Annotated in this window: 19 protein-coding genes; 10 read left to right on the forward strand and 9 right to left on the reverse strand. The window is 69.7% G+C overall.

Annotation, left to right across the window (positions count from 1 at the left end):
* Positions 1-66: 66 nt before the first annotated feature.
* Entirely contained in the window at positions 67-1,095 is a 1,029-nt protein-coding gene (locus ACQ66R_RS16720; protein WP_430423819.1) for an alpha/beta hydrolase, read from the forward strand.
* A 67-nt stretch (positions 1,096-1,162) separates the two neighbouring features.
* On the opposite strand, the gene ACQ66R_RS16725 is transcribed toward ACQ66R_RS16720, so the two are convergent.
* Complete coding sequence (locus ACQ66R_RS16725; RefSeq protein WP_430423820.1) at positions 1,163-2,932, reverse strand: gamma-glutamyltransferase family protein; 1,770 nt, start codon at positions 2,930-2,932, stop codon at positions 1,163-1,165.
* A gap of 144 nt (positions 2,933-3,076) precedes the next feature.
* Between ACQ66R_RS16725 and ACQ66R_RS16730 the strand changes: the two genes are divergently transcribed.
* Genes ACQ66R_RS16730 through ACQ66R_RS16740 form a run of 3 tightly spaced genes read left to right on the forward strand, consistent with a single transcriptional unit; the run spans position 3,077 to position 4,703 of the window.
* Positions 3,077-3,787, forward strand: coding sequence for a hypothetical protein (locus ACQ66R_RS16730; protein WP_430423821.1), 711 nt, complete (start codon positions 3,077-3,079; stop codon positions 3,785-3,787).
* Between the two features lie 36 nt (positions 3,788-3,823).
* Entirely contained in the window at positions 3,824-4,180 is a 357-nt protein-coding gene (locus tag ACQ66R_RS16735) for a hypothetical protein (protein ID WP_430423822.1), read from the forward strand.
* 46 nt (positions 4,181-4,226) lie between these two features.
* Positions 4,227-4,703: a hypothetical protein gene (locus ACQ66R_RS16740; RefSeq protein WP_430423823.1), complete on the forward strand. Its 477-nt coding sequence runs from the start codon at positions 4,227-4,229 to the stop codon at positions 4,701-4,703.
* A 14-nt stretch (positions 4,704-4,717) separates the two neighbouring features.
* Here the strand turns inward: ACQ66R_RS16740 and ACQ66R_RS16745 are convergent, their stop codons facing one another.
* The 3 genes from ACQ66R_RS16745 to ACQ66R_RS16755 form a co-directional block, all read right to left on the reverse strand.
* Positions 4,718-6,037: a S1C family serine protease gene (locus tag ACQ66R_RS16745; protein ID WP_430423824.1), complete on the reverse strand. Its 1,320-nt coding sequence runs from the start codon at positions 6,035-6,037 to the stop codon at positions 4,718-4,720.
* Positions 6,038-6,111: 74 nt separating this feature from the next.
* On the reverse strand, positions 6,112-6,459 hold the full coding sequence (locus ACQ66R_RS16750; protein ID WP_430423825.1) for a VOC family protein: 348 nt from the start codon (positions 6,457-6,459) through the stop codon (positions 6,112-6,114).
* 38 nt (positions 6,460-6,497) lie between these two features.
* Entirely contained in the window at positions 6,498-7,154 is a 657-nt protein-coding gene (locus tag ACQ66R_RS16755) for a class I SAM-dependent methyltransferase (protein WP_430423826.1), read from the reverse strand.
* Positions 7,155-7,189: 35 nt separating this feature from the next.
* Here ACQ66R_RS16755 and ACQ66R_RS16760 point away from each other — a divergent pair, with 35 nt between their 5' ends.
* Positions 7,190-7,564, forward strand: coding sequence for an MmcQ/YjbR family DNA-binding protein (locus ACQ66R_RS16760; RefSeq protein ID WP_430423827.1), 375 nt, complete (start codon positions 7,190-7,192; stop codon positions 7,562-7,564).
* Here ACQ66R_RS16760 and ACQ66R_RS16765 read toward each other — a convergent pair.
* From ACQ66R_RS16765 to ubiA, 4 genes are all read right to left on the reverse strand, one after another.
* The gene (locus ACQ66R_RS16765; RefSeq protein ID WP_430423828.1) at positions 7,561-8,055 is read right to left on the reverse strand and encodes an SMI1/KNR4 family protein; all 495 of its coding nucleotides are present in this window, start codon (positions 8,053-8,055) and stop codon (positions 7,561-7,563) included. The genes ACQ66R_RS16760 and ACQ66R_RS16765 overlap by 4 nt on opposite strands.
* Positions 8,052-9,044: a fatty acid desaturase family protein gene (locus ACQ66R_RS16770; protein ID WP_430423829.1), complete on the reverse strand. Its 993-nt coding sequence runs from the start codon at positions 9,042-9,044 to the stop codon at positions 8,052-8,054. Before ACQ66R_RS16770 ends, ACQ66R_RS16765 begins: the two co-directional genes overlap by 4 nt.
* Positions 9,044-9,655 (reverse strand): TetR/AcrR family transcriptional regulator C-terminal domain-containing protein, encoded by a 612-nt coding sequence (locus ACQ66R_RS16775; protein ID WP_430423830.1) that lies wholly within the window; start codon positions 9,653-9,655, stop codon positions 9,044-9,046. Before ACQ66R_RS16775 ends, ACQ66R_RS16770 begins: the two co-directional genes overlap by 1 nt.
* 394 nt (positions 9,656-10,049) lie before the next feature.
* A complete protein-coding gene (gene ubiA, locus ACQ66R_RS16780; protein ID WP_430423831.1) occupies positions 10,050-11,030 on the reverse strand; it encodes a 4-hydroxybenzoate octaprenyltransferase in 981 nt (326 codons plus the stop codon).
* A 136-nt stretch (positions 11,031-11,166) separates the two neighbouring features.
* On the opposite strand from ubiA, the gene ACQ66R_RS16785 reads away from it, so the two are divergent.
* The 5 genes from ACQ66R_RS16785 to ACQ66R_RS16805 all read left to right on the forward strand — a co-directional run bounded on the left by ACQ66R_RS16785 (position 11,167) and on the right by ACQ66R_RS16805 (position 15,874).
* Positions 11,167-11,478, forward strand: coding sequence for a metalloregulator ArsR/SmtB family transcription factor (locus ACQ66R_RS16785; protein WP_430423832.1), 312 nt, complete (start codon positions 11,167-11,169; stop codon positions 11,476-11,478).
* A gap of 2 nt (positions 11,479-11,480) precedes the next feature.
* A complete protein-coding gene (locus ACQ66R_RS16790) occupies positions 11,481-12,461 on the forward strand; it encodes a hypothetical protein (RefSeq protein WP_430423833.1) in 981 nt (326 codons plus the stop codon).
* A gap of 85 nt (positions 12,462-12,546) precedes the next feature.
* On the forward strand, positions 12,547-13,422 hold the full coding sequence (locus ACQ66R_RS16795) for a hypothetical protein (protein ID WP_430423834.1): 876 nt from the start codon (positions 12,547-12,549) through the stop codon (positions 13,420-13,422).
* Positions 13,423-13,750: 328 nt separating this feature from the next.
* On the forward strand, positions 13,751-15,538 hold the full coding sequence (locus tag ACQ66R_RS16800; protein ID WP_430423835.1) for an ABC transporter ATP-binding protein: 1,788 nt from the start codon (positions 13,751-13,753) through the stop codon (positions 15,536-15,538).
* Between the two features lie 180 nt (positions 15,539-15,718).
* A complete protein-coding gene (locus ACQ66R_RS16805; protein WP_430423836.1) occupies positions 15,719-15,874 on the forward strand; it encodes a hypothetical protein in 156 nt (51 codons plus the stop codon).
* A gap of 18 nt (positions 15,875-15,892) precedes the next feature.
* Here ACQ66R_RS16805 and ACQ66R_RS16810 read toward each other — a convergent pair whose 3' ends face one another.
* Positions 15,893-17,089: a winged helix-turn-helix domain-containing protein gene (locus tag ACQ66R_RS16810; RefSeq protein WP_430423837.1), complete on the reverse strand. Its 1,197-nt coding sequence runs from the start codon at positions 17,087-17,089 to the stop codon at positions 15,893-15,895.
* Positions 17,090-17,096 lie beyond the last annotated feature (7 nt).

The raw sequence follows: 17,096 nt of genomic DNA on the forward strand, positions 1-17,096 counted from the left end.
CCCAGACGGCCCGACCAGACGACTCGCACACGATTTAATCGCAAACGATCTAAACGGAGATCACCCATGACCAAGTCCTTCAAGTCCCTGCTCGGCGCTGCCGCGGCCGTCGTCGCCATCGCGTCGCCCGCTCTCGCCGCGCCCGCGCTCGCCGGCTCTGTCCTGGACCCGGCCGCCCAGTCGTTCGCCGACGCCGCGGCCGCCGGCGCTCCGATCTACGCTCTTCCCTACGCCGATGCGCGTAAGGTGCTGGACACCGTCCAGGCCGCGCCGATCGCCGTGCCGGGCTCGAGGATCGAGGACGCGGTCTGGCCGGTCGGCCCCACCGGCAAAGTGCGGGTGCGTATCGTGCGGCCTGAAGGCGTCAGCGGGTCGCTGCCGGTGGTGCTCTACTTCCATGGCGGCGGCTGGGTGATGGGCGGTCCGAACACCCACGACCACCTGATCCGCCAGCTGTCGGTGCAAACGGGCGCTGCGGTGGTCTTCGTCGACTACGACCGCGCGCCGCAGGTGCAGTATCCGGTGAACAACGAGCAAGCCTACGCGGCCCTTCAGTACGTGGCCGCCAACGGGGCGAGCCTGGGCCTCGACGGATCGCGCATCGCGGTGGCGGGCGACAGCGCCGGGGGCAACATGGCCGCCGCGGTCACTCTGATGGCCAAGGCGCGCAAGGGCCCGGCGATCGCCCGGCAGGTGCTGTTCTATCCCGTGACCCAGGACATCTCGGACAACGCCTCGTACCGCGCGTTCGGCGAAGGGCCGTTCCTCACGCTCAAGGCGATGCACTACTTCCTGGACGCCAACTACCCGGCGGCCCGCCGCGGCGAAGTCCTGGCGTTCCCCGGGACGGCGACGGTGGAGGACCTGCGGGGTCTGCCGCCGGCGACGGTCATCGTGGCCGAGAATGACCTGCTGCGCGACGAAGGTGAGGCCTATGCCCGCAAGCTGCGCGCGGCCGGCGTAGCGGTGACGTCCACTCGCTACAACGGCACGATCCACGACTTCGTCATGCTGAACCCGCTCGCGGGGACGCCGGCCGCCAAGGCGGCCATCGGTCAGGCAAGCGCGGAACTCCGGTCGACGTTCCGAAAGTAACCGGCCGCCCAGGCGCCAAGACTCCCCTCCCGATTGGCTGGTCGAGCCGATCGGGAGGACCGGCGTCCTAGTAGGCCAGCGCCACGCCGTCCTTGCGCATCTCGGTGGCGGCGGCATAGCGGCCGGGCCAGCGCTGGATGGCCTGATAACCGCCATATCCACCGGGCGCCGGCTTGATCACCCAGCCGATCTTCGCGAGCTCGGCCTGGGTCTTGGCCGGCACGCCGGTCTCCAGGTTCAGCACGCCCGGTTGGCCCAGATCCTCGCCCGTCGGCTCCGATCCGCCGTCGTGGTGCCAACGCGGGCTGTCGCCGGCTTCCTGCAGGCCCAAGCCGAAGTCCACGATGTTCGAGATGATCTGGGTCTGGCCCTGGGGCTGCATGTCGCCGCCCATGACGCCGAAGCTGAGCATCGGCTGGCCGCCCTGGGTGGCGAAGCCGGGGATGATCGTCTGGAACGGCCGCTTGCCGGGCGCATACAGGTTGGGGTGCCCGTCGGTGAGCGAGAACAGTTCGCCGCGGTCCTGGAACATGAAGCCCAGCCCGTCGGGCATCAGGCCCGAGCCCATGCCGCGATAGTTGGACTGGATGATCGACACCATCATCCCGTCCTTGTCGGCCGTGGTGAAATAGGTGGTGTCGCCGCGGCTGGGCGCCTGGCCGTGGGCCACCTTGGGCTGGATGCGGTCGGGCAGGATCAGCTTTGCGCGCTCCCTGGCGTACTCCTTCGAGAGCAGCCTATCGATCGGCGCCTTGTAGAAGGCGGGGTCGGCGTAGAAGCGGGCGCGGTCCTCGAAGGCCAGGCGCTTGGCCTCGACGCCGTGATGGATGGCGGCGGCCGACTGGAAGCCCATCCCCTTCACATCGAACTCGTTCAGCATCGCCAGCATCTGCAGCGTGGCCAGCCCCTGGCTGTTGGGCGGCAGGCCCCAGACGTCGACGCCGCGGTAGTCGACGCTGCGCGGCTCGACCCATTCGGTCTTGTGGGCGGCCAGGTCGGCCTTGGTCATCCAGCCGCCGATCCGCTTGAAGTAGCGCTCGATGGTGTCGGCGATCTCGCCTTCGTAGAACGCGCGGCCGCCGCCCTCGGCGATCAGACGGTAGGTGCGGCCCAGGCCCGGGTTCTTGAAGATCTCGCCCTCGCGCGGCGTCCGGCCGTCGGCCACCCAGACCTTCTTGAAGTTCTCGATCTCCTCGATGGCCGTGTTGCGCGAGAAGTTGCGGTTCGAGGCCTCGACATAGAAGGCGGTGTTCTGGATGACCGGCGCGCCCTCCTCGCAGTAGCGAATGGCGGGCTGCAGCAGGTCCTTCCACGGCAGCTTGCCGTAGCGCTGGTGCAGCGCCCACCAGGCGTCGACCGCGCCGGGCACGCTGACCGAGATGGCGCCGTGGCTGGGGATCGTACCCTTGGCGGTCGCCCGCTTGCGGACGGTCTCCAGGCTGAGGCCTCTGGGGCTGCGGCCCGAGCCGTTGAGGCCGACCACCTTCTTCGTCTTCGGGTCCCACAGCAGCACGAAGCAGTCGCCGCCGATGCCGCAGGCGATGGGCTCGCCGTAGCCCAGCACCGCATTCGCCGCGATCGCCGCATCCACCGCCGAGCCCCCGGCCTTCAGGATGTCGATGGCGGCCAGGGTGGCCAGAGGGTGCGCTGTGGCGGCCGCGCCATGCACGCCCCAGGCGGCGCTGCGGCCGGCCCAGGTGGCGCCGTCGATGCGGTCGCCGGGGCCGACGTCCGGACGGTTGCGGTTGGGGTTCTCCGCCCGGCTGGACGCGAAGGCGGGCGCCGCGACCGCGGCGGCGGCGGCGGGCAGGGCGGCGAGGAAGGTGCGGCGGCGCATGCGGGACTCCGGCTAGGCGCCGAGATGTAGCAGATGCGGCGGGACCCGCTACGGCGGCGTGGCGCCTGGGATCAAGCGAATGGCGCCGTGCGTCATGGCCGGCTTGAGGCGCCCGCTTCAGGCTCAGGCTCTGGAGGTCTGTCCATGTCCAATCTCGTCGTCGCCGCCGACGCCCCCTGGATCGCCCACGCCACGGCCGCCGCGGCCCTGGGGCTGCATATCGGTGGCGGCAGCCTTGCGATCGCGTCGGGCTATGTCTCCATCTTCGCAAAGAAGGGCCAGAGGCTGCATCGGCTGAGCGGCAACGTCTTCTTCGCCTCGATGCTGGTGATGGCCGGCATCGGCGCGGTCGTGGCGCCCATGCTGGACGAGGCGCAGTGGACCAACACCACCGCGGCGGTCTTCACGCTGTATCTGACGCTGACGGCCTGGCTGACCGTGAAGCGGCGGCCGGGCGAGGCGGGGCGCGCCGAGGCGGGCCTGGTCGCCGTGCCCGTGAGCATCGCGGCGGTAGGCCTCTTCTGGGCCACGGTCACCGGCGGGTCGGACTCCTACGCCGTGGTCTATGCCTTCGGCGCGGTCGGGGTCCTGGCGGCGGCGTGCGACCTGCGGATGCTGCGAGCCGGCGGAATCACGGGCGTGGGGCGCACCGCGCGGCACCTCTGGCGCATGAGCTTGGCCATGTTCGTGGCGACGGGCTCGTTCTTCTTCGGCCAGCCCGCTTTCCAGCCAGACTGGCTGCGCGCCACGCCGCTGCCGATGATCGTGGGACTGGGGCCGCTGGCGCTGATGGCGTTCTGGCTGGTGCGGGTGCGGATTCCGCGCCGGAGGCGCACCCGCTCGGCTGCGGCGTAGCGTGAGCGGCCCGGCCTCGCCTATCTATGGGGCATGATGAGGCTTCTTCCCTGGATCGCCCGCGCGGCCCTGCTGGCTGTCCTGGCCGTGGCCTTCGCCGGCGCCATCGACCCGCACCACAACGCCCAGCGCTCGGCCCAGCCGGGCGATGTGGTCGAACACGTGGTCTACGGCTACCTGCTGACGGTGCTGACCGTGGCCGCGCTGCCGCGGGTGAACCCGTGGTGGATCGGCGCTGCCTACCTGGGCGTCGGCGGCGGGTTCGAACTCATGCAGGTCTTCGGCCTCGTCTCGGGGACGTTCCAGGCCAAGGACCTCGTTTCCAATGTCACCGGCGTGGCGGCGGCGATGATCCCCCTGGCGCTCGGCCGCGGCGCTGGCAAGCGGGCGTGAAACGGCGCTAGGCTCCGCGCGAGGGTTCGGCGACAGGAGCGGCGGCGTGCGAATTGGGCTCATGGGACGGGTGGCGGCGACCGTGATCGCGCCCCTGATGGCGTTGGCGACAACGGCCGGGGCGCAGGACGCGCCGGTCAACCTGACGCTGACCTGCATCGGGACGGATTCGATCCCCGTCGCCATCGCGCCCAACGCCTGGAGCGGGCGCTACGCCTACGCCATGGGCGGGGTCGTGCAGAGCCGTCAGGCCGCCCAGCTGGGCGTCATCGTCGAGGGCGGCAAGGTGCGCGTGCGCCCGCCCCAGACCTCGATCCCCCTGTTCGCCAAGGACGACCAGGGCGGCTGGTACGAACTGACCGACGTCGCGATCGACCGGCTCACGATCCGCGGACGCCTCAAGTGGAACCGCCTCGACCGCTCCACGCTCGACATCGACCGCCGCACGGGCGTCGCCAACTTCGGCGCCTTCTCCGGCGTCTGCCAGGTGGTCTCCACCACCCCCGAAGCGACGAAGTTCTAGGGGGCTGGCGGAGTCTACGACGCGGGCGTCAGGGCCAGCGCCTTGAGCGCATCGTCGATGGGGATGAACAGGTTGATGCCCACCGGCGCGCCATTGATCTCCATCCCCGACACGCAGATCCCGATCACCGCCCCGGCTTCGTCCAGCAGCGGCCCACCGCTGTTGCCGCCGTTGATGACCACGTCGCTCTGAATGTAGGGCAGGCCCTCATAGGTCCGTGTCGCCGAGACGATGCCTTTCGTGACGGTTCCCTGGAATTTGGGGTCGAGCGGGGTCCCGACGGCGAAGACCGCCTCGCCCACTGCGGCGGGCGGGGTGCGCAGGACGAGAAGAGCCTGACGCCCAGGCGAAACCTTGATCAGCGCCACATCACGACGGTTGTCGGAACGAACCACCTCGCCCAGCGACTCGGTTCCGTCAGCGAAGCGCACCTTTACGTACTTCGCGCCGCCGACGACGTGGCGATTGGTCAGCAGGTAGCCGTCGGTCGAGATCAGAAATCCGGAACCGTGTCCGTCACCGGCGAAGATTGCGGCGACCGCGTCGGACGCGCTGGCCACGGTTCGGCGGGTCTCGGGCGGCTTCATGAAGCGGATGGGCGCGGCGGTTGGAGACGGCGGCGCCTGGGCAAGTCCTGCGCCAGGATCGGTCATGATGACCCGGCGGAAGTCGTCGCTCGCGATCAGCCGTCGCGTACTGTCGCGTAGGGCGTTGTAGACCAACTGCGACGGCGCGCCTGACAGCCCGTCCTTGGGAGCTGCATAGCCGCCGTCAGTGATCACGGTGGCTATGACACGCCGTTCGCGGCCCGAGTAGATCTCCCACCGGGCCGTCTGGACCACTGCGCCGGACCATCGCGGACCAATCTTGAGGATGCCCGTGCACCCCTGGCAGAACGAGGCCTGCATTCCGATGATGGTCACGCCGAGCGCGAGATCAGCGCTGGTCTCCTGGCCGAACAGGCTTTCGCCGGAGCCATCGACAGGCACTCCGGCGGCGCGCAGCTCCTCGTTGACGATTTGCGCGACGAGGGAGGTCTCGAACTCGACCTGCCCATCTTCCCAGGTGAGAAGCTCGGGTTGGCCGCCCACGATCTTCTCACCGACGTAGTAGGGCGTCGGCCGCACGCGGGCCCAGGGCTCGGGGCGCAGCCGAATGACGCCGCGAGCGAACTTCACGGCCTGCTTGGGCCCCGCAGGCATCTGCCGAAGTTCGGCCGCTGCTGGCGCCTGTAGACGTGCCAAGTCGCGCCCCTCGACCGCCGAGGCGTGGGACGGCGCCAAGGCGGCGAACAGGCCTACTAGAAGCAACAAAGACGCCAGCTTGGTCGCCACTCGTTCTATCGCTACTCGCACGCCGTTCCCCCGATTGACCCACCGGCAACCTACAACCCTGGCGCGCCGGCCCGCTACCCCTCGCTCCACACCGCCAGTTCGTTCCCCGCCGGGTCGGTGAAGTGGAATCTCCGTCCGCCGGGGAAGGCGAAGATGGGCTTGGTGACGGCGCCGCCGGCGGCGCGGACCTTGGACTCCATAGCCTCCAGGTCGTGGGCGTAGAGGATCACCAGCGGCTTGGCGACGGCGCCCTCGTCCTCCTGGCCGGTGTGGAAACCGCCATCCAGCCCCTCGTTGAAGGCGGCGTAGTCGGGCCCGTAGTCGGTGAAGCCCCAGCCGAACGCCTGGGCGTAGAAGGCCTTGGTGGCGGGCAGCTCCCCGCCCGGCATTTCCACATAGTCGACCTTGCCGTCCTCACGCATCCGCGCCTCCAAAGTTGCCCGTTTGTTCTATATCGAGCCTAGGGCAGAGTCCAGACGGCGGTCTTCTTCACCTCCTGGTCCTCGAGTTCGCGGGTGGTGGGCACCTGGTACTCCGCCAGCTTCACGAGGCCCTCGCGCGGGAAGTAGCTGCGGCCGGGATCGCCGATCAGCACCGTGGCGCCGGCGGCGCGCGCCTCGGCCAGCCAGGCCATCACCCGGTCGGCCAGCGGCTTCTCGTAGCAGATGTCGCCGGCCAGGATGACATCGGCCCAGGGCGGCGGCGGCGCATCCAGCAGGTCGGCGTCGGTGTAGTCCACGGCCACCCCGTTGGCGGTGGCGTTCAGCGACAGCGCCTCGCCGCAGAAGGGATCGATGTCGGCGGCCAGGACGCGGGTCGCCCCGGCCTGCATGGCGGCGATCCCCACGATCCCCGATCCCGAGGCGAAGTCGACCACGGCCTTGCCGCTCACCACGTCAGGACGATCGAGCACATGGCGCGCCAGCGCCTGGCCGCCCGCCCAGGCGAAGGCCCAGAACGGCGGCGGCACCCCGATCTCGGCCAGCGCCTCCTCGGTCATGCGCCAGATCGGCGTCACCTCGTCGGCGAGGTGCAGCGTGAGCTCGGGCGTGTGCGGCGGCGACTGCAGGCGGGTGTTGGCGACGATGAACTGGCGGCGCGCCGCAAGGGGGATCATGGCGGCTCCTTACCGGAAGCGGTAAGGTGGGCGCCATGCTCGCATCCGATCCCGCCGCCGCCGAACAGCGCCTGCGCGCCCTCTGCCTGGCCCTGCCCGAGACCGGCGAGCGGATCAGCCACGGGATCCCGGCCTTCGACGTGGCGGGCAAGATGTTCGCCTACTTTCGCCACAACCATCACGGCGACGGCCTGACCTGCGTCTGCGTGAAGACCACCGGGCGCGACGAGCAGGAGTTCCTCTGGCAGGCCGACCCGGACACCTACTCGAAGCCCGCCTACCTCTGGCCCTCGGGCTGGGTGGCGATCTGTCTCGCGGAAGAGCGGGTGGACTGGGACCTGGTGGAGTCGCGCCTGCGCTCAAGCTGGAGCCTCGCGGCGCCGAAGCGGCTGGCCGGCGCGCTGGGCTAGGCCTCGTCGAAGTGGACGAGGGCGATCCGGTTGTAGTCTAGGAGCCAGTCCAGGAAGCTCCCGGCCACCTCCATCACCTCGCCGTTCTCGTGGTCCATCTGGAAGACGCCGCCCTCGGCCGGTCGTGCGCTGTTGCCCGGCGTGCACAGGAATCCGTAGCGGTCGCCGCAGGAGTCCGAAGCGAAAGCCACGAACGCCGCGGGCGTCGCGGCGGTCCGGTGGGCGTTCAAGCCCGCGGTGATCTCCTCGGGCGTGAAGAAGGCCTCGATGTCGCTGGCGTCGGCGTCGGCTTCCATCAGGCTGTTCGACAGCGAGAGCGTCGGCAGCGGCAGCCCCACCAGCGTCACTGCGTGCACATAGGCCTCGGGGAACCGCCGCCCCATCCGGTGCTCGGCGATGGCCAGGTCGCCCGAGTCGATCAGTTCCGGGAGCAGGTCGGGATCGCCCCACTTGTCGGCGAACCGCTGGAGCGCGAGGGCGGCCGGCTTCATTGGATCACCGTCTGCACGATGCCGCGCTTCTCGGGCGTGGCGCTGCCGCCCCTGTCCTGCCGGTCGGGCTTGGACGCGGCCATGCGCATCACGTCCATGTAGCTGGGCGCCGTCAGCATGCCGCTCAGCACGCCCTTGTCCCGCAGCAGGCGGTGGGTGCGGGGCAGGTTGTAGCAGGGGATATGCATGAACATGTGATGCTCGCAGTGGTAGTTCACGTAATAGGGCGCGAGGAACATCCGTTCCAAAAGGCTGGCCCGCGTGGTGCGCGCATGGCGCAGCGGATCGGGCTCGTCCTTGGGGATGCAGGCGTGCTCGGCGATGTTGCGCAGGCGCGTCACCAGCGGCAGCCAGGTCGCCGACGGCAGCCACCACAGCACGAACCAGGCCCACCAGAAGCCCAAGGGCGCCGTCAGGGCGATCGTCACCGCCCCGCCGATGAAGAAGCGCGGCCGGCGCTTGACGAACCCCCAGATCAGCCCGGGCGCGCTCTCGCCCGGCCGTTTCTCGCCGATGCGCCGGAACAGCGGCGCCCAGCGCTGCTTGAAGTGGGTCTGGCCGGTCAGGTCGCGGAGGATCTTGCGGCGCAGGCTGACCCGCGTGATCGGGAACGGGGCCGACAGGCCCAGGTCGGGGTCCTCGGCCTGCTGGGCGAACTTGTGGTGGCCCAGGTGGTAGGTCCGGTACTGAACCAGGCCGCCGGGCGTCAGGTATTCGCCCAGCCAGTCGTTGACCTTCAGGTTCGGGTGCAGCGCGCCGTGGGCGGCGTCGTGCATCAGGATCGCCAGGCCCAGCTGGCGCGCGCCGATGATCATCACGGCCAGCGGGATGGTGATCGGGAACGCCATGGCCATGGCGGCGGCCAGGCCGATGACGATCCAGGCATGGGCGACCATCGCCGGTCCCTTCCACGACGACTTCGTCGACAGGGGGCTCCATTCCTGCGGCGTGAAGTAGTCCTTGGGGGCGACGCGGGCGGCGGCGGCCATCAGCGGTCTCCGTTGGGGCGGGTGTCGAGCAGGGCGGTCATCTCGGCGACCGCCTCGGAAAGCGTGGCTTCGGTCGCGCCTTCGCGCAGCGTAACGCCCAGCGCCAGGGTCCAGAAGCGGCGTGCGACCGTGGCCGACGGCTGGACCTCGGACCAGCCGCGCTGGTGCCGGACCTCGCCATAGGCGCGGTCGCCCTCGGCGTGCAGACGCTCGAACGTGCGCTCGACCAGCGGGGCCAGATCCTGTCGCCGGCGCGTGAGCGACAGCGCTTCGACGAACAGGGCCAGGCCCGGCGAGCCGATCACCGTCTCGACCAGTCGGCGATTGTAGTCGCGGCCCGAGGCGGCGCCCGCGGCGGCCAGTTCGGCCTGGCGGGCCACATAGAGCACCTCGCGGCAGGCGGCCTCGACGAACAGGGCCTCCTTGGTGCGGAAGTAGTAGGTGATCTGGCTGGGATAGGCGCCGGCCGCCGTGGCGATCTCGGCGACCGATACGGCCGACAGCCCCTTGGCCTTGAACATCTCGACCGCGGCGTCCAGCAGGCGCGAGCGCATCCGCTTGCCGGGCTCACGCACGGCGCGGACGTCTGCAAGGGCATGGACCTCGGCCATGCCCTTGTTTGTATGTCATACAAGACGCGGGGTCAAAGGCGACGGGGCGCCCGTTTCGGTTGTCATGGGCTCACCCCCTGCGCGCATTCGTCGCTGCATCCTTTCGCCCCGTCGCCACGTGCCGGACATGGTCGTACGCCACCCTGCGGAGATCGACGGAGGCGTAGCGTATGACCCGGGCAATTCTCGACGGACTGATGCGGCTGATCGGCCGCAAGCCGAAGCGGCGGCAGATGTCCCTGCCGGGCTGGACGGCGAAGCGCTAGGGCCAGGCCAACCGTCCCCGCCACGCTTCGCGAGTGACCCACGGATCGCACGGATGGGCGCGGCGTCGGCGCCTCTCGTGCGCGACCCGTGAAATCGGTGAAATCCGTGGTTCCGAGGCGCCTTGGGCCTAAAAAGCCCCCGCCGCGATCGCCACGAAGAGGATCACGCCGGCCCAGGTGTTGGAGCGGAACAGCTTCAGCGCCAGCGCGGGGTCGTCGGTCCGCACCCGCGTGGCCTGCCAGACCAGCAGGTGGGCCGCATAGAGCGCGAGGCCGGCGTGGAATCCGGGGCCAAGCCGACCCGCGACGGCGGCTCCCGCCGGCAACGCGGCGGCGATCGCGTAGAAGGCCAGCACCGCGCGGGGCGCCGCGTCTCCCAGCCGCCGGGCCGACGACTTCACACCCGCCAGCGCGTCGTCCTCCAGGTCCTGGATCGCATAGATCGTGTCGTAGCCCAGGGTCCACGCGACCCCGCCCAGGTAGAGCAGCAGCGGTGGCAGGAGGGCCGTGGTCAGCGTCACCGCGGGCGAGACGCCATAGAGCCGGCCGGCCATCAGCATTTCGGGGATGTGGGCCGCCGCCGCGAACCCCATCAGCGCGCCCCAGTTGAACGTCAGCCCCAGCCACGCCTGCGGCCACCAGGTGATCCGCTTCATGAACGGGTAGGCGGCCACCAGCCCCAGCGAAGCCACCCCCAGCGCCCAGCACAGCGGCGGCAATGCCAGGAGGATCACCAGCGAGGCGAGGCAGCACCCCAGCACGAACGCCCAGGCCTTCTTGACGCTGATCTGCCCCGACGCCACGGGCCGCATCGCGGTGCGCGCGACCTTGGCGTCGATGTCGCGATCCACGATGTCGTTGTACGCGCACCCCGCCGCCCGCATCAGCGCCGCGCCCAGGAAGAACAGTCCCAGCAGCACCGGATCGGGCAGCCGCCCCTGCATCGCCGCCGCCAGCCCGATCCCCTGCCATCCCGGCAGCATCAGCAGCCAGATCCCCGCCGGCCGATCGAACCGCCCCAGCTTCAGCCACGGCCGCAGGCCGACCGGCGCATAGGCGTCCACCCAGTTCGTCGGGGCGGCGTCGGGGAGGGGAGCGGACCGGGTCATTCCCTCCCCTTTATGGGGAGGGGCAGGCCGGCGCCAGCCGGCCGGGGTGGGGAAGTTTGGGTCGCCATGAAACGCCGCTTGACAGCGCTTCCTATATTTAGGCAATTAACTCGAAAGTTAATTAGGAATTCGTGTGATGGAGAAGGTCTTCGAGGCGCTGGCGTCCACGCCCCGGCGCAAGATCCTGGCCTATCTGTCGGAGACTGAGCTCACTGCCGGCGACATCGCGGGCCGGTTCGAGATGAGCAAGCCGGCCATCTCCAAGCACCTGCAGATTCTGGAGAACGCCGGCCTGGTCACCAGCGAGAAGCGCGGGCAGTTCGTCTGGTACGCCCTGGTCCGCGAGAACCTGGTCAACACGCTGAACGGCTTCGTCCAGAACGTCTGCCCGGTCTCGGCGCCGCTGAAAAAGGAAAGCGCCAAGATCAAGCGCGAGCGAAAGGGTTAGGCGTGCGTCCGCTGGCGACGGAGACGCCGGGCTGGCTGACGGCGTTGCGCCATACCGTAGCCCTCATCGTCGCCACGCTTGCTGTCTGCGTCCCGATGATGCCCGGGCTCATGCCGTGGGTCGCCGCTGCATTCCTGCCGATGACCGTGGGCTACGCCCTCGTCGTTGGGCTTCCCCTGGCGCTGATCATGCGCGCCCGAGGTTGGGCGGGGCCGCTTCATGCGATGGGCACGGGTGCGCTGGCCGGCGCAGTTCCGGCTGGACTGTTTGCCATGATCACGGCGGGCCCAGGCGGTCTGGTCTTTATGTCGGCGGTAGGGTTTGCCATCGGGCTCGTCGCGTGGATTGCGGCGCAACTTCAGGCGCTACCGGACCGCCTGCTCAGTGGGCGGCGCACGGTCCTGGCCGGCGCCGCCACCTCGCTGCTGTTCCTTGTCGCTGCTATGTACGGGACGTTGGCGGGGTTGCGGATGATGCGAGGCCCGCCGGACCTGAGTTGCCACAACGTGATGCGTGACGGGCGGCGTTCGATCAGCCCCGTGGCTGGCGCAACGCTCGACATCACGCCCGTAGACTGGCCACGGCTCAGAGCTTTGCTCGCGGAAGCTGGCGCCGCCGCCAACTGGTCTGTGCGCGACCTGAGTCGCTCTCGTGAAGGGTTCCGGCGAGTCTCTGTAAGTCTCTGCCGGGAGCCCGGCACCAACCTGAACGCCGACCACCTGCTTTTCGACGGTCAGCGGGACGCAATTCCAGGCGTCTACATCGGCGTGTACCAGCCACAGGGCGGGGATAGTTGGGTCCAGCCGGCGCGCATGGTCTATCGCAGAGTCTCGCTGGCATGGCCGGGCAAGCTTGCGTTTAAGAATAGTGGAGGGCAGCGGATCGATGCGCCCGATTGGTACTGCGAGAGTGAAGCGGACTTGCCCACCGACACCCTGCTGTGCCCGCAGGTCGCCGCTGTTCCCTCAGCCAGACTGGACTAGCCCACCCGTCTCCGTCGGCGTTCCGCGCCCGGGATAAGCGCAGATTCCTTGACTTCCGCATTCTAATGTTCTACTTTTGTTCTTTATGGATGCGCCCCCGGTCCTCACCCCCGAACGTATCGACGCGATGCTGTCGATCATGGCCGAGGTGTGCCTGGGGTCGGTGGTCGAGGCGGGGCAGCGTCAGAAGGCGGCGCCTGACGACGAGGCCTTCGAGCGCTCGGGTCGGGCCCTCAACCAGGCCTGCCGTAACCTGCGCCAGACCATCGCCCTGAAACAGCGCTTCGACCGCGAGGAAACCGCCAAGGCCCGCGAGGCCCAGGCCGCCGCCGAGGCCGACCGCAAGGCCGCCGAGCGCGACCGTCAGGCCAGGATCGAGTTCAAGCGCAAGCGCGTTCGCCGCCATCTCGAGAACCTCGTCTGGGACGAGTACGACGAGGATGAGGCCGAGGCGTTCTGCCACGACGTCGACCAGCGCCTATCCGACCTCGTCCACGAGGACGACTTCCCCGACACCCCCATCGAAGCCCTCATCGCCCGCCTCGCCGACGACATCGGCATGAACCACGAGCCCGAGGCGGAGACGGAGGCGGACCCCTCTCCCCGCGAGCCCGAGGCCTCGCCCCAAGAGCCCGCTCCCCCTTGCGGGGAGAGGGTGGGGAGTGGGGGTGTCGGCTCCGCGCCTGAAGGTTCGCACCCCCACCCCCGACCCCTCCCCGCAAGGGGGAGGGGAGAACCCGCTCCTGAGCCGGTCGTCGCACAGGCTGCCCGGCCCAGGCCCCCGATCCCCCGCCCGAGCCCTACATCCCACCCTGGGAAAAGCTCCGACCCGGACAGCGCATGCCCGGCGGAACCGGCTGGTAGATCCACGGCGGCTGCGACCCGCGGCCGGCGGCGCCCCCCTGTGGCCGTCATGCAACCCTTGGCCGCAAGCTTCGGCGGGACCGACCCCGTTCCTTGACCGCCTCCAAGGCCGCGCCTAGCCTTGCTCTCCTCGAAGCCACGAATGAGGGAGGTCCGTCAGGATGACAGCTGTCGCAATGACCAACGCCCTCAAACGTCGTCTCGGGCCGCCGCCGCCGCTCCGTTAAGTCCGAGCCGCTTCGCCGCGTGGCCTGACCGGCCACCTTCTCGAAGCGATCCCGCGCGCCTCCAAGGCACACCTCATTCGCGGTCCTCCGAGCCTCCGGCTCGAAGCCCCCCGCCAAGCCACGATCCCATTTCCGCGTCCGGACCTGCCTGCGCTCAGACTCTGAGCCTCGGTCCGGCGCCCGCATTCGAGACGTTCCATGACCGACCATTACGAGGATGAAGAAGAGACCCGGGAGCGGCAGCTCTCCAACAGCAAGGTGCTGGCCTTTGTGGCCGGTTACTGGCGGCGACGGCCGTGGCTGATGGCCGGCACGGTGGCGCTGACGCTGGTCGCGATCGGGTTCGACCTGATGATGCCGTGGGCCGCCGGACGCCTGGTCGATGCGGTCGCCGCCGGTCCCGCCAACGTCGATCCGGCCTGGCGCGCCTGGGCGATCTTCGTCGGGGTGTATCTGGCCTTCTCGGTGATCCGGAACACCGCCATGCGGTTCCTGATCCCCTTTTCGGCGACCAACATGAAGGAGATGACCGACGACGGCTTCCGCCGCGTGCAGAGCTTCTCGGCCGACTGGCATGCCGACACCTTCGCCGGGGCCACCGTTCGGCGGCTCTCGCGGGCGATGTGGGGCTATGACGTGGTCACCGACGCCGTGCTGATCTGGTTCGGCCCCGCGGCCATCGTCCTGGTCGGCCTGTGCGTGATGATGCTGGTGCAGTGGCCGATGGTGGGCTTGTTCGCCGCCGTCGTGACGGTGATCTACGTCCTGTCGAACATCTACCTGACCGCCCTGTGGGCGCGGCCGGCGAACCTGCGCTCGGTCGCGCTGGACTCGCGGATCGGCGGCGCCCTGTCGGACTCCATCTCGTCCAACGCCACGGTGAAGACCTTTGGCGCCGAGGGCCGTGAGGAGGCGCGGATCGGCGGCGTCACCGAACTCTGGCGCAAGGCGACGATGAAGACCTGGGGCCGCTTCACCGACCTGTGGCTGTTCCACAACCTGATCCTGGTCTGCCTTCAGGCGGGGCTGACCGGCCTGCTGCTGCGCGAGTGGGTGCAGGGCCGGGCCAGCGTGGGCGACATCACCTTCGCGGTGACCGCGTTCATGCTGATGAGCGGCTACCTTCGCAACATCGGCGAGAACATCCGCACGGCCCAGAAGGGCATGGACGACATCGAGGACGTGGCCCGCTACGCCCAGACGTCAGCACAGGTCGCCGACCGCCCCGCCGCGCCGGCGTTCCGCGCCGATCTCGGCGAGATCGTCTTCGACCGGGTGACCTTCCGCTACAAGTCGGCCGCCGCGCCGCTGTACGACCGGTTCACCCTGCGCATCGCGCCCGGCGAGCGGGTGGCGCTGGTGGGGCCGACGGGCTCGGGCAAGTCGACCTTCGTGAAGCTGGTGCAGCGCCTGTACGACGTGCAGGAGGGCGCGATCCTGATCGACGGCCAGGACATCAGCCAGGTGACCCAGGGGTCGCTGCGGCGCGCCATCGCCGTGGTGCCGCAGGACCCGGCGCTGTTCCACCGGTCGCTGGCCGACAACATCAGCTACGCGCGGCCCGACGCCACCCCGGCCGAGGTGGCCCTGGCCGCCCGGCGGGCGCGGGCCGACGACTTCATCGCCAGGCTGCCCAAGGGCTACGACACCCTGGTTGGCGAGCGCGGCGTGAAGCTGTCGGGCGGGGAGCGTCAGCGCGTCGCCATCGCCCGGGCCTTCCTGGCCGACGCGCCGATCCTGGTGCTGGACGAGGCGACCAGCTCGCTGGACGTCGAGACCGAGCGCCAGGTGCAGGCGGCGATGGAGGAGCTGATGGTGGGCCGCACCACCATCGTCATCGCCCACCGCCTGTCGACCATCCGCGGCGCCGACCGGATCCTGGTCTTCGACCAGGGCCGGATCGTCGAGGAGGGCCGTCACGACGACCTGGTGCGGAAGGGCGGCGCCTACGCCCGCCTGCACGCGGTCACCGAAGGCGTCGCCTAGTTCCTCACCCGCGCTAGCGGGGGAGGGGGACCACGAAGTGGTGGCGGGGGCGTCGCGTGGCGCCAGCGCCCCCTCCGTCAGCTTGGCCGGCACCTCCCCCATCGCGATGGAGGAGGAACCGGGTCGACCGGAACCTCAGGTGCGTGCGACGGTTCCTCCCGCTCAAGGAGGAGCCGTCGCATGGCCGAGAAAACGCCTGAGGCCCCGCACACCGTGCCGGCCGGGATCATGGACGAGTGGCTGGGCCTGAAAGGGCCCAACGGCGAACTCATGCACCAGGGCAAGCCGGCCTTGGTCGTCGACCTGCCCGACGACGATGAGGACGACGAGGACTGACCCTCGCGGGTCTGGACGTCAGAGCGCCGCGTCGAGCGCCTGGGCCAGGTCGCCCTTGGGCTGCACGCGGACGCTCTCCAGCCCTAGCCAGCCGGCCATGCGCTTGAGCTCATGCGCCAGCTTCACGGGCGTCTCGTCGCTGGCCCAGGGTTCGGCGTGGGCGGACTGGACGATCAGGACGCCGGCCTTGCGGTCGGATTTCAGGTCGACCCGGGCGGTCAGGGCGTCGCCCTCCAGGAACGGCAGGACGTAGTAGCCGTGCTGGCGCTTTTCGGCCGGCACATAGATCTCGATCCGGTAGCGGACGCCGAACATCCGCTCGGTCCGCTCGCGGAACCAGATCAGGTTGTCGAACGGCGAGAGCAGCGCGTGGGTCTCGATCCTGCGCGGCCGCCGGGCGCCGGCGTCGAGATAGGCGGGTTCGCGCCAGCCTTTCACGGCCACCGGCAAGAGGTCGCCCGCCTCGACCAGCTCGGCGATGCGGTCCTTGGCCCCTTCCACCGGCATGCGGAAGTAGTCGCGCAGGTCCTTCGACGTGGCCACGCCCATGGCGCGGGCGGCGATGCGGTAGAGCTGGCGCTGGGCGTCGGCGCGATCCGGCGTGGGCAGCTCCCACACGGCCTTGGGGATCACCTTCTCGGGCAGGCCGTAGACCCGCTCGAAGGTGCCGCGCCGGGTCGCGGTCGTCAGCTCCCCGGCCCAGAACAGGCACTCGACGGCGCGCTTGGCCTCGCTCCAGCCCCACCAGCCGCCCTGGCCCTTGTGACCCATCTCCAGCTCGCTCGCCGACATGGGGCCGCGGGCGGCGATCTCGTCGCGAACCCGGTCCACGAAGTCGCGCCGCTCGCGCAGGAACTTGGCGACGCCTTTCCAGACGCCGACCCCGGCCTGGGCGTCTTCCATCCGCCAGCGGAACAGCGGCTGGCTGGCCATCGGCAGGAGCGAGGCCTCATGCGCCCAGTACTCGAACAGCGGCCGCGTCTTCGACCACGCGATGTCTTCCAGCATCGCGCGCGGATAGGCGCCCAATCGCGAGAAAGCCGGCAGGTAGTGGGTGCGCGAGACCACGTTGACCGAGTCGATCTGGATCACGCCCAGCCGGTCGACCAGCTTGGTCAGCTGGCGCTTTGCAACCGTCGCCTCGCGGTCCCCGCCGAAGCCCTGCGCGGCCATCGCGATCCGGCGCGCCTCGCCGGCGGTGAGCGTGTCCTTCATGCGATCT

It is taken from the genome of Phenylobacterium sp., from assembly GCF_965284355.1.
GTDB lineage: Bacteria > Pseudomonadota > Alphaproteobacteria > Caulobacterales > Caulobacteraceae > Phenylobacterium.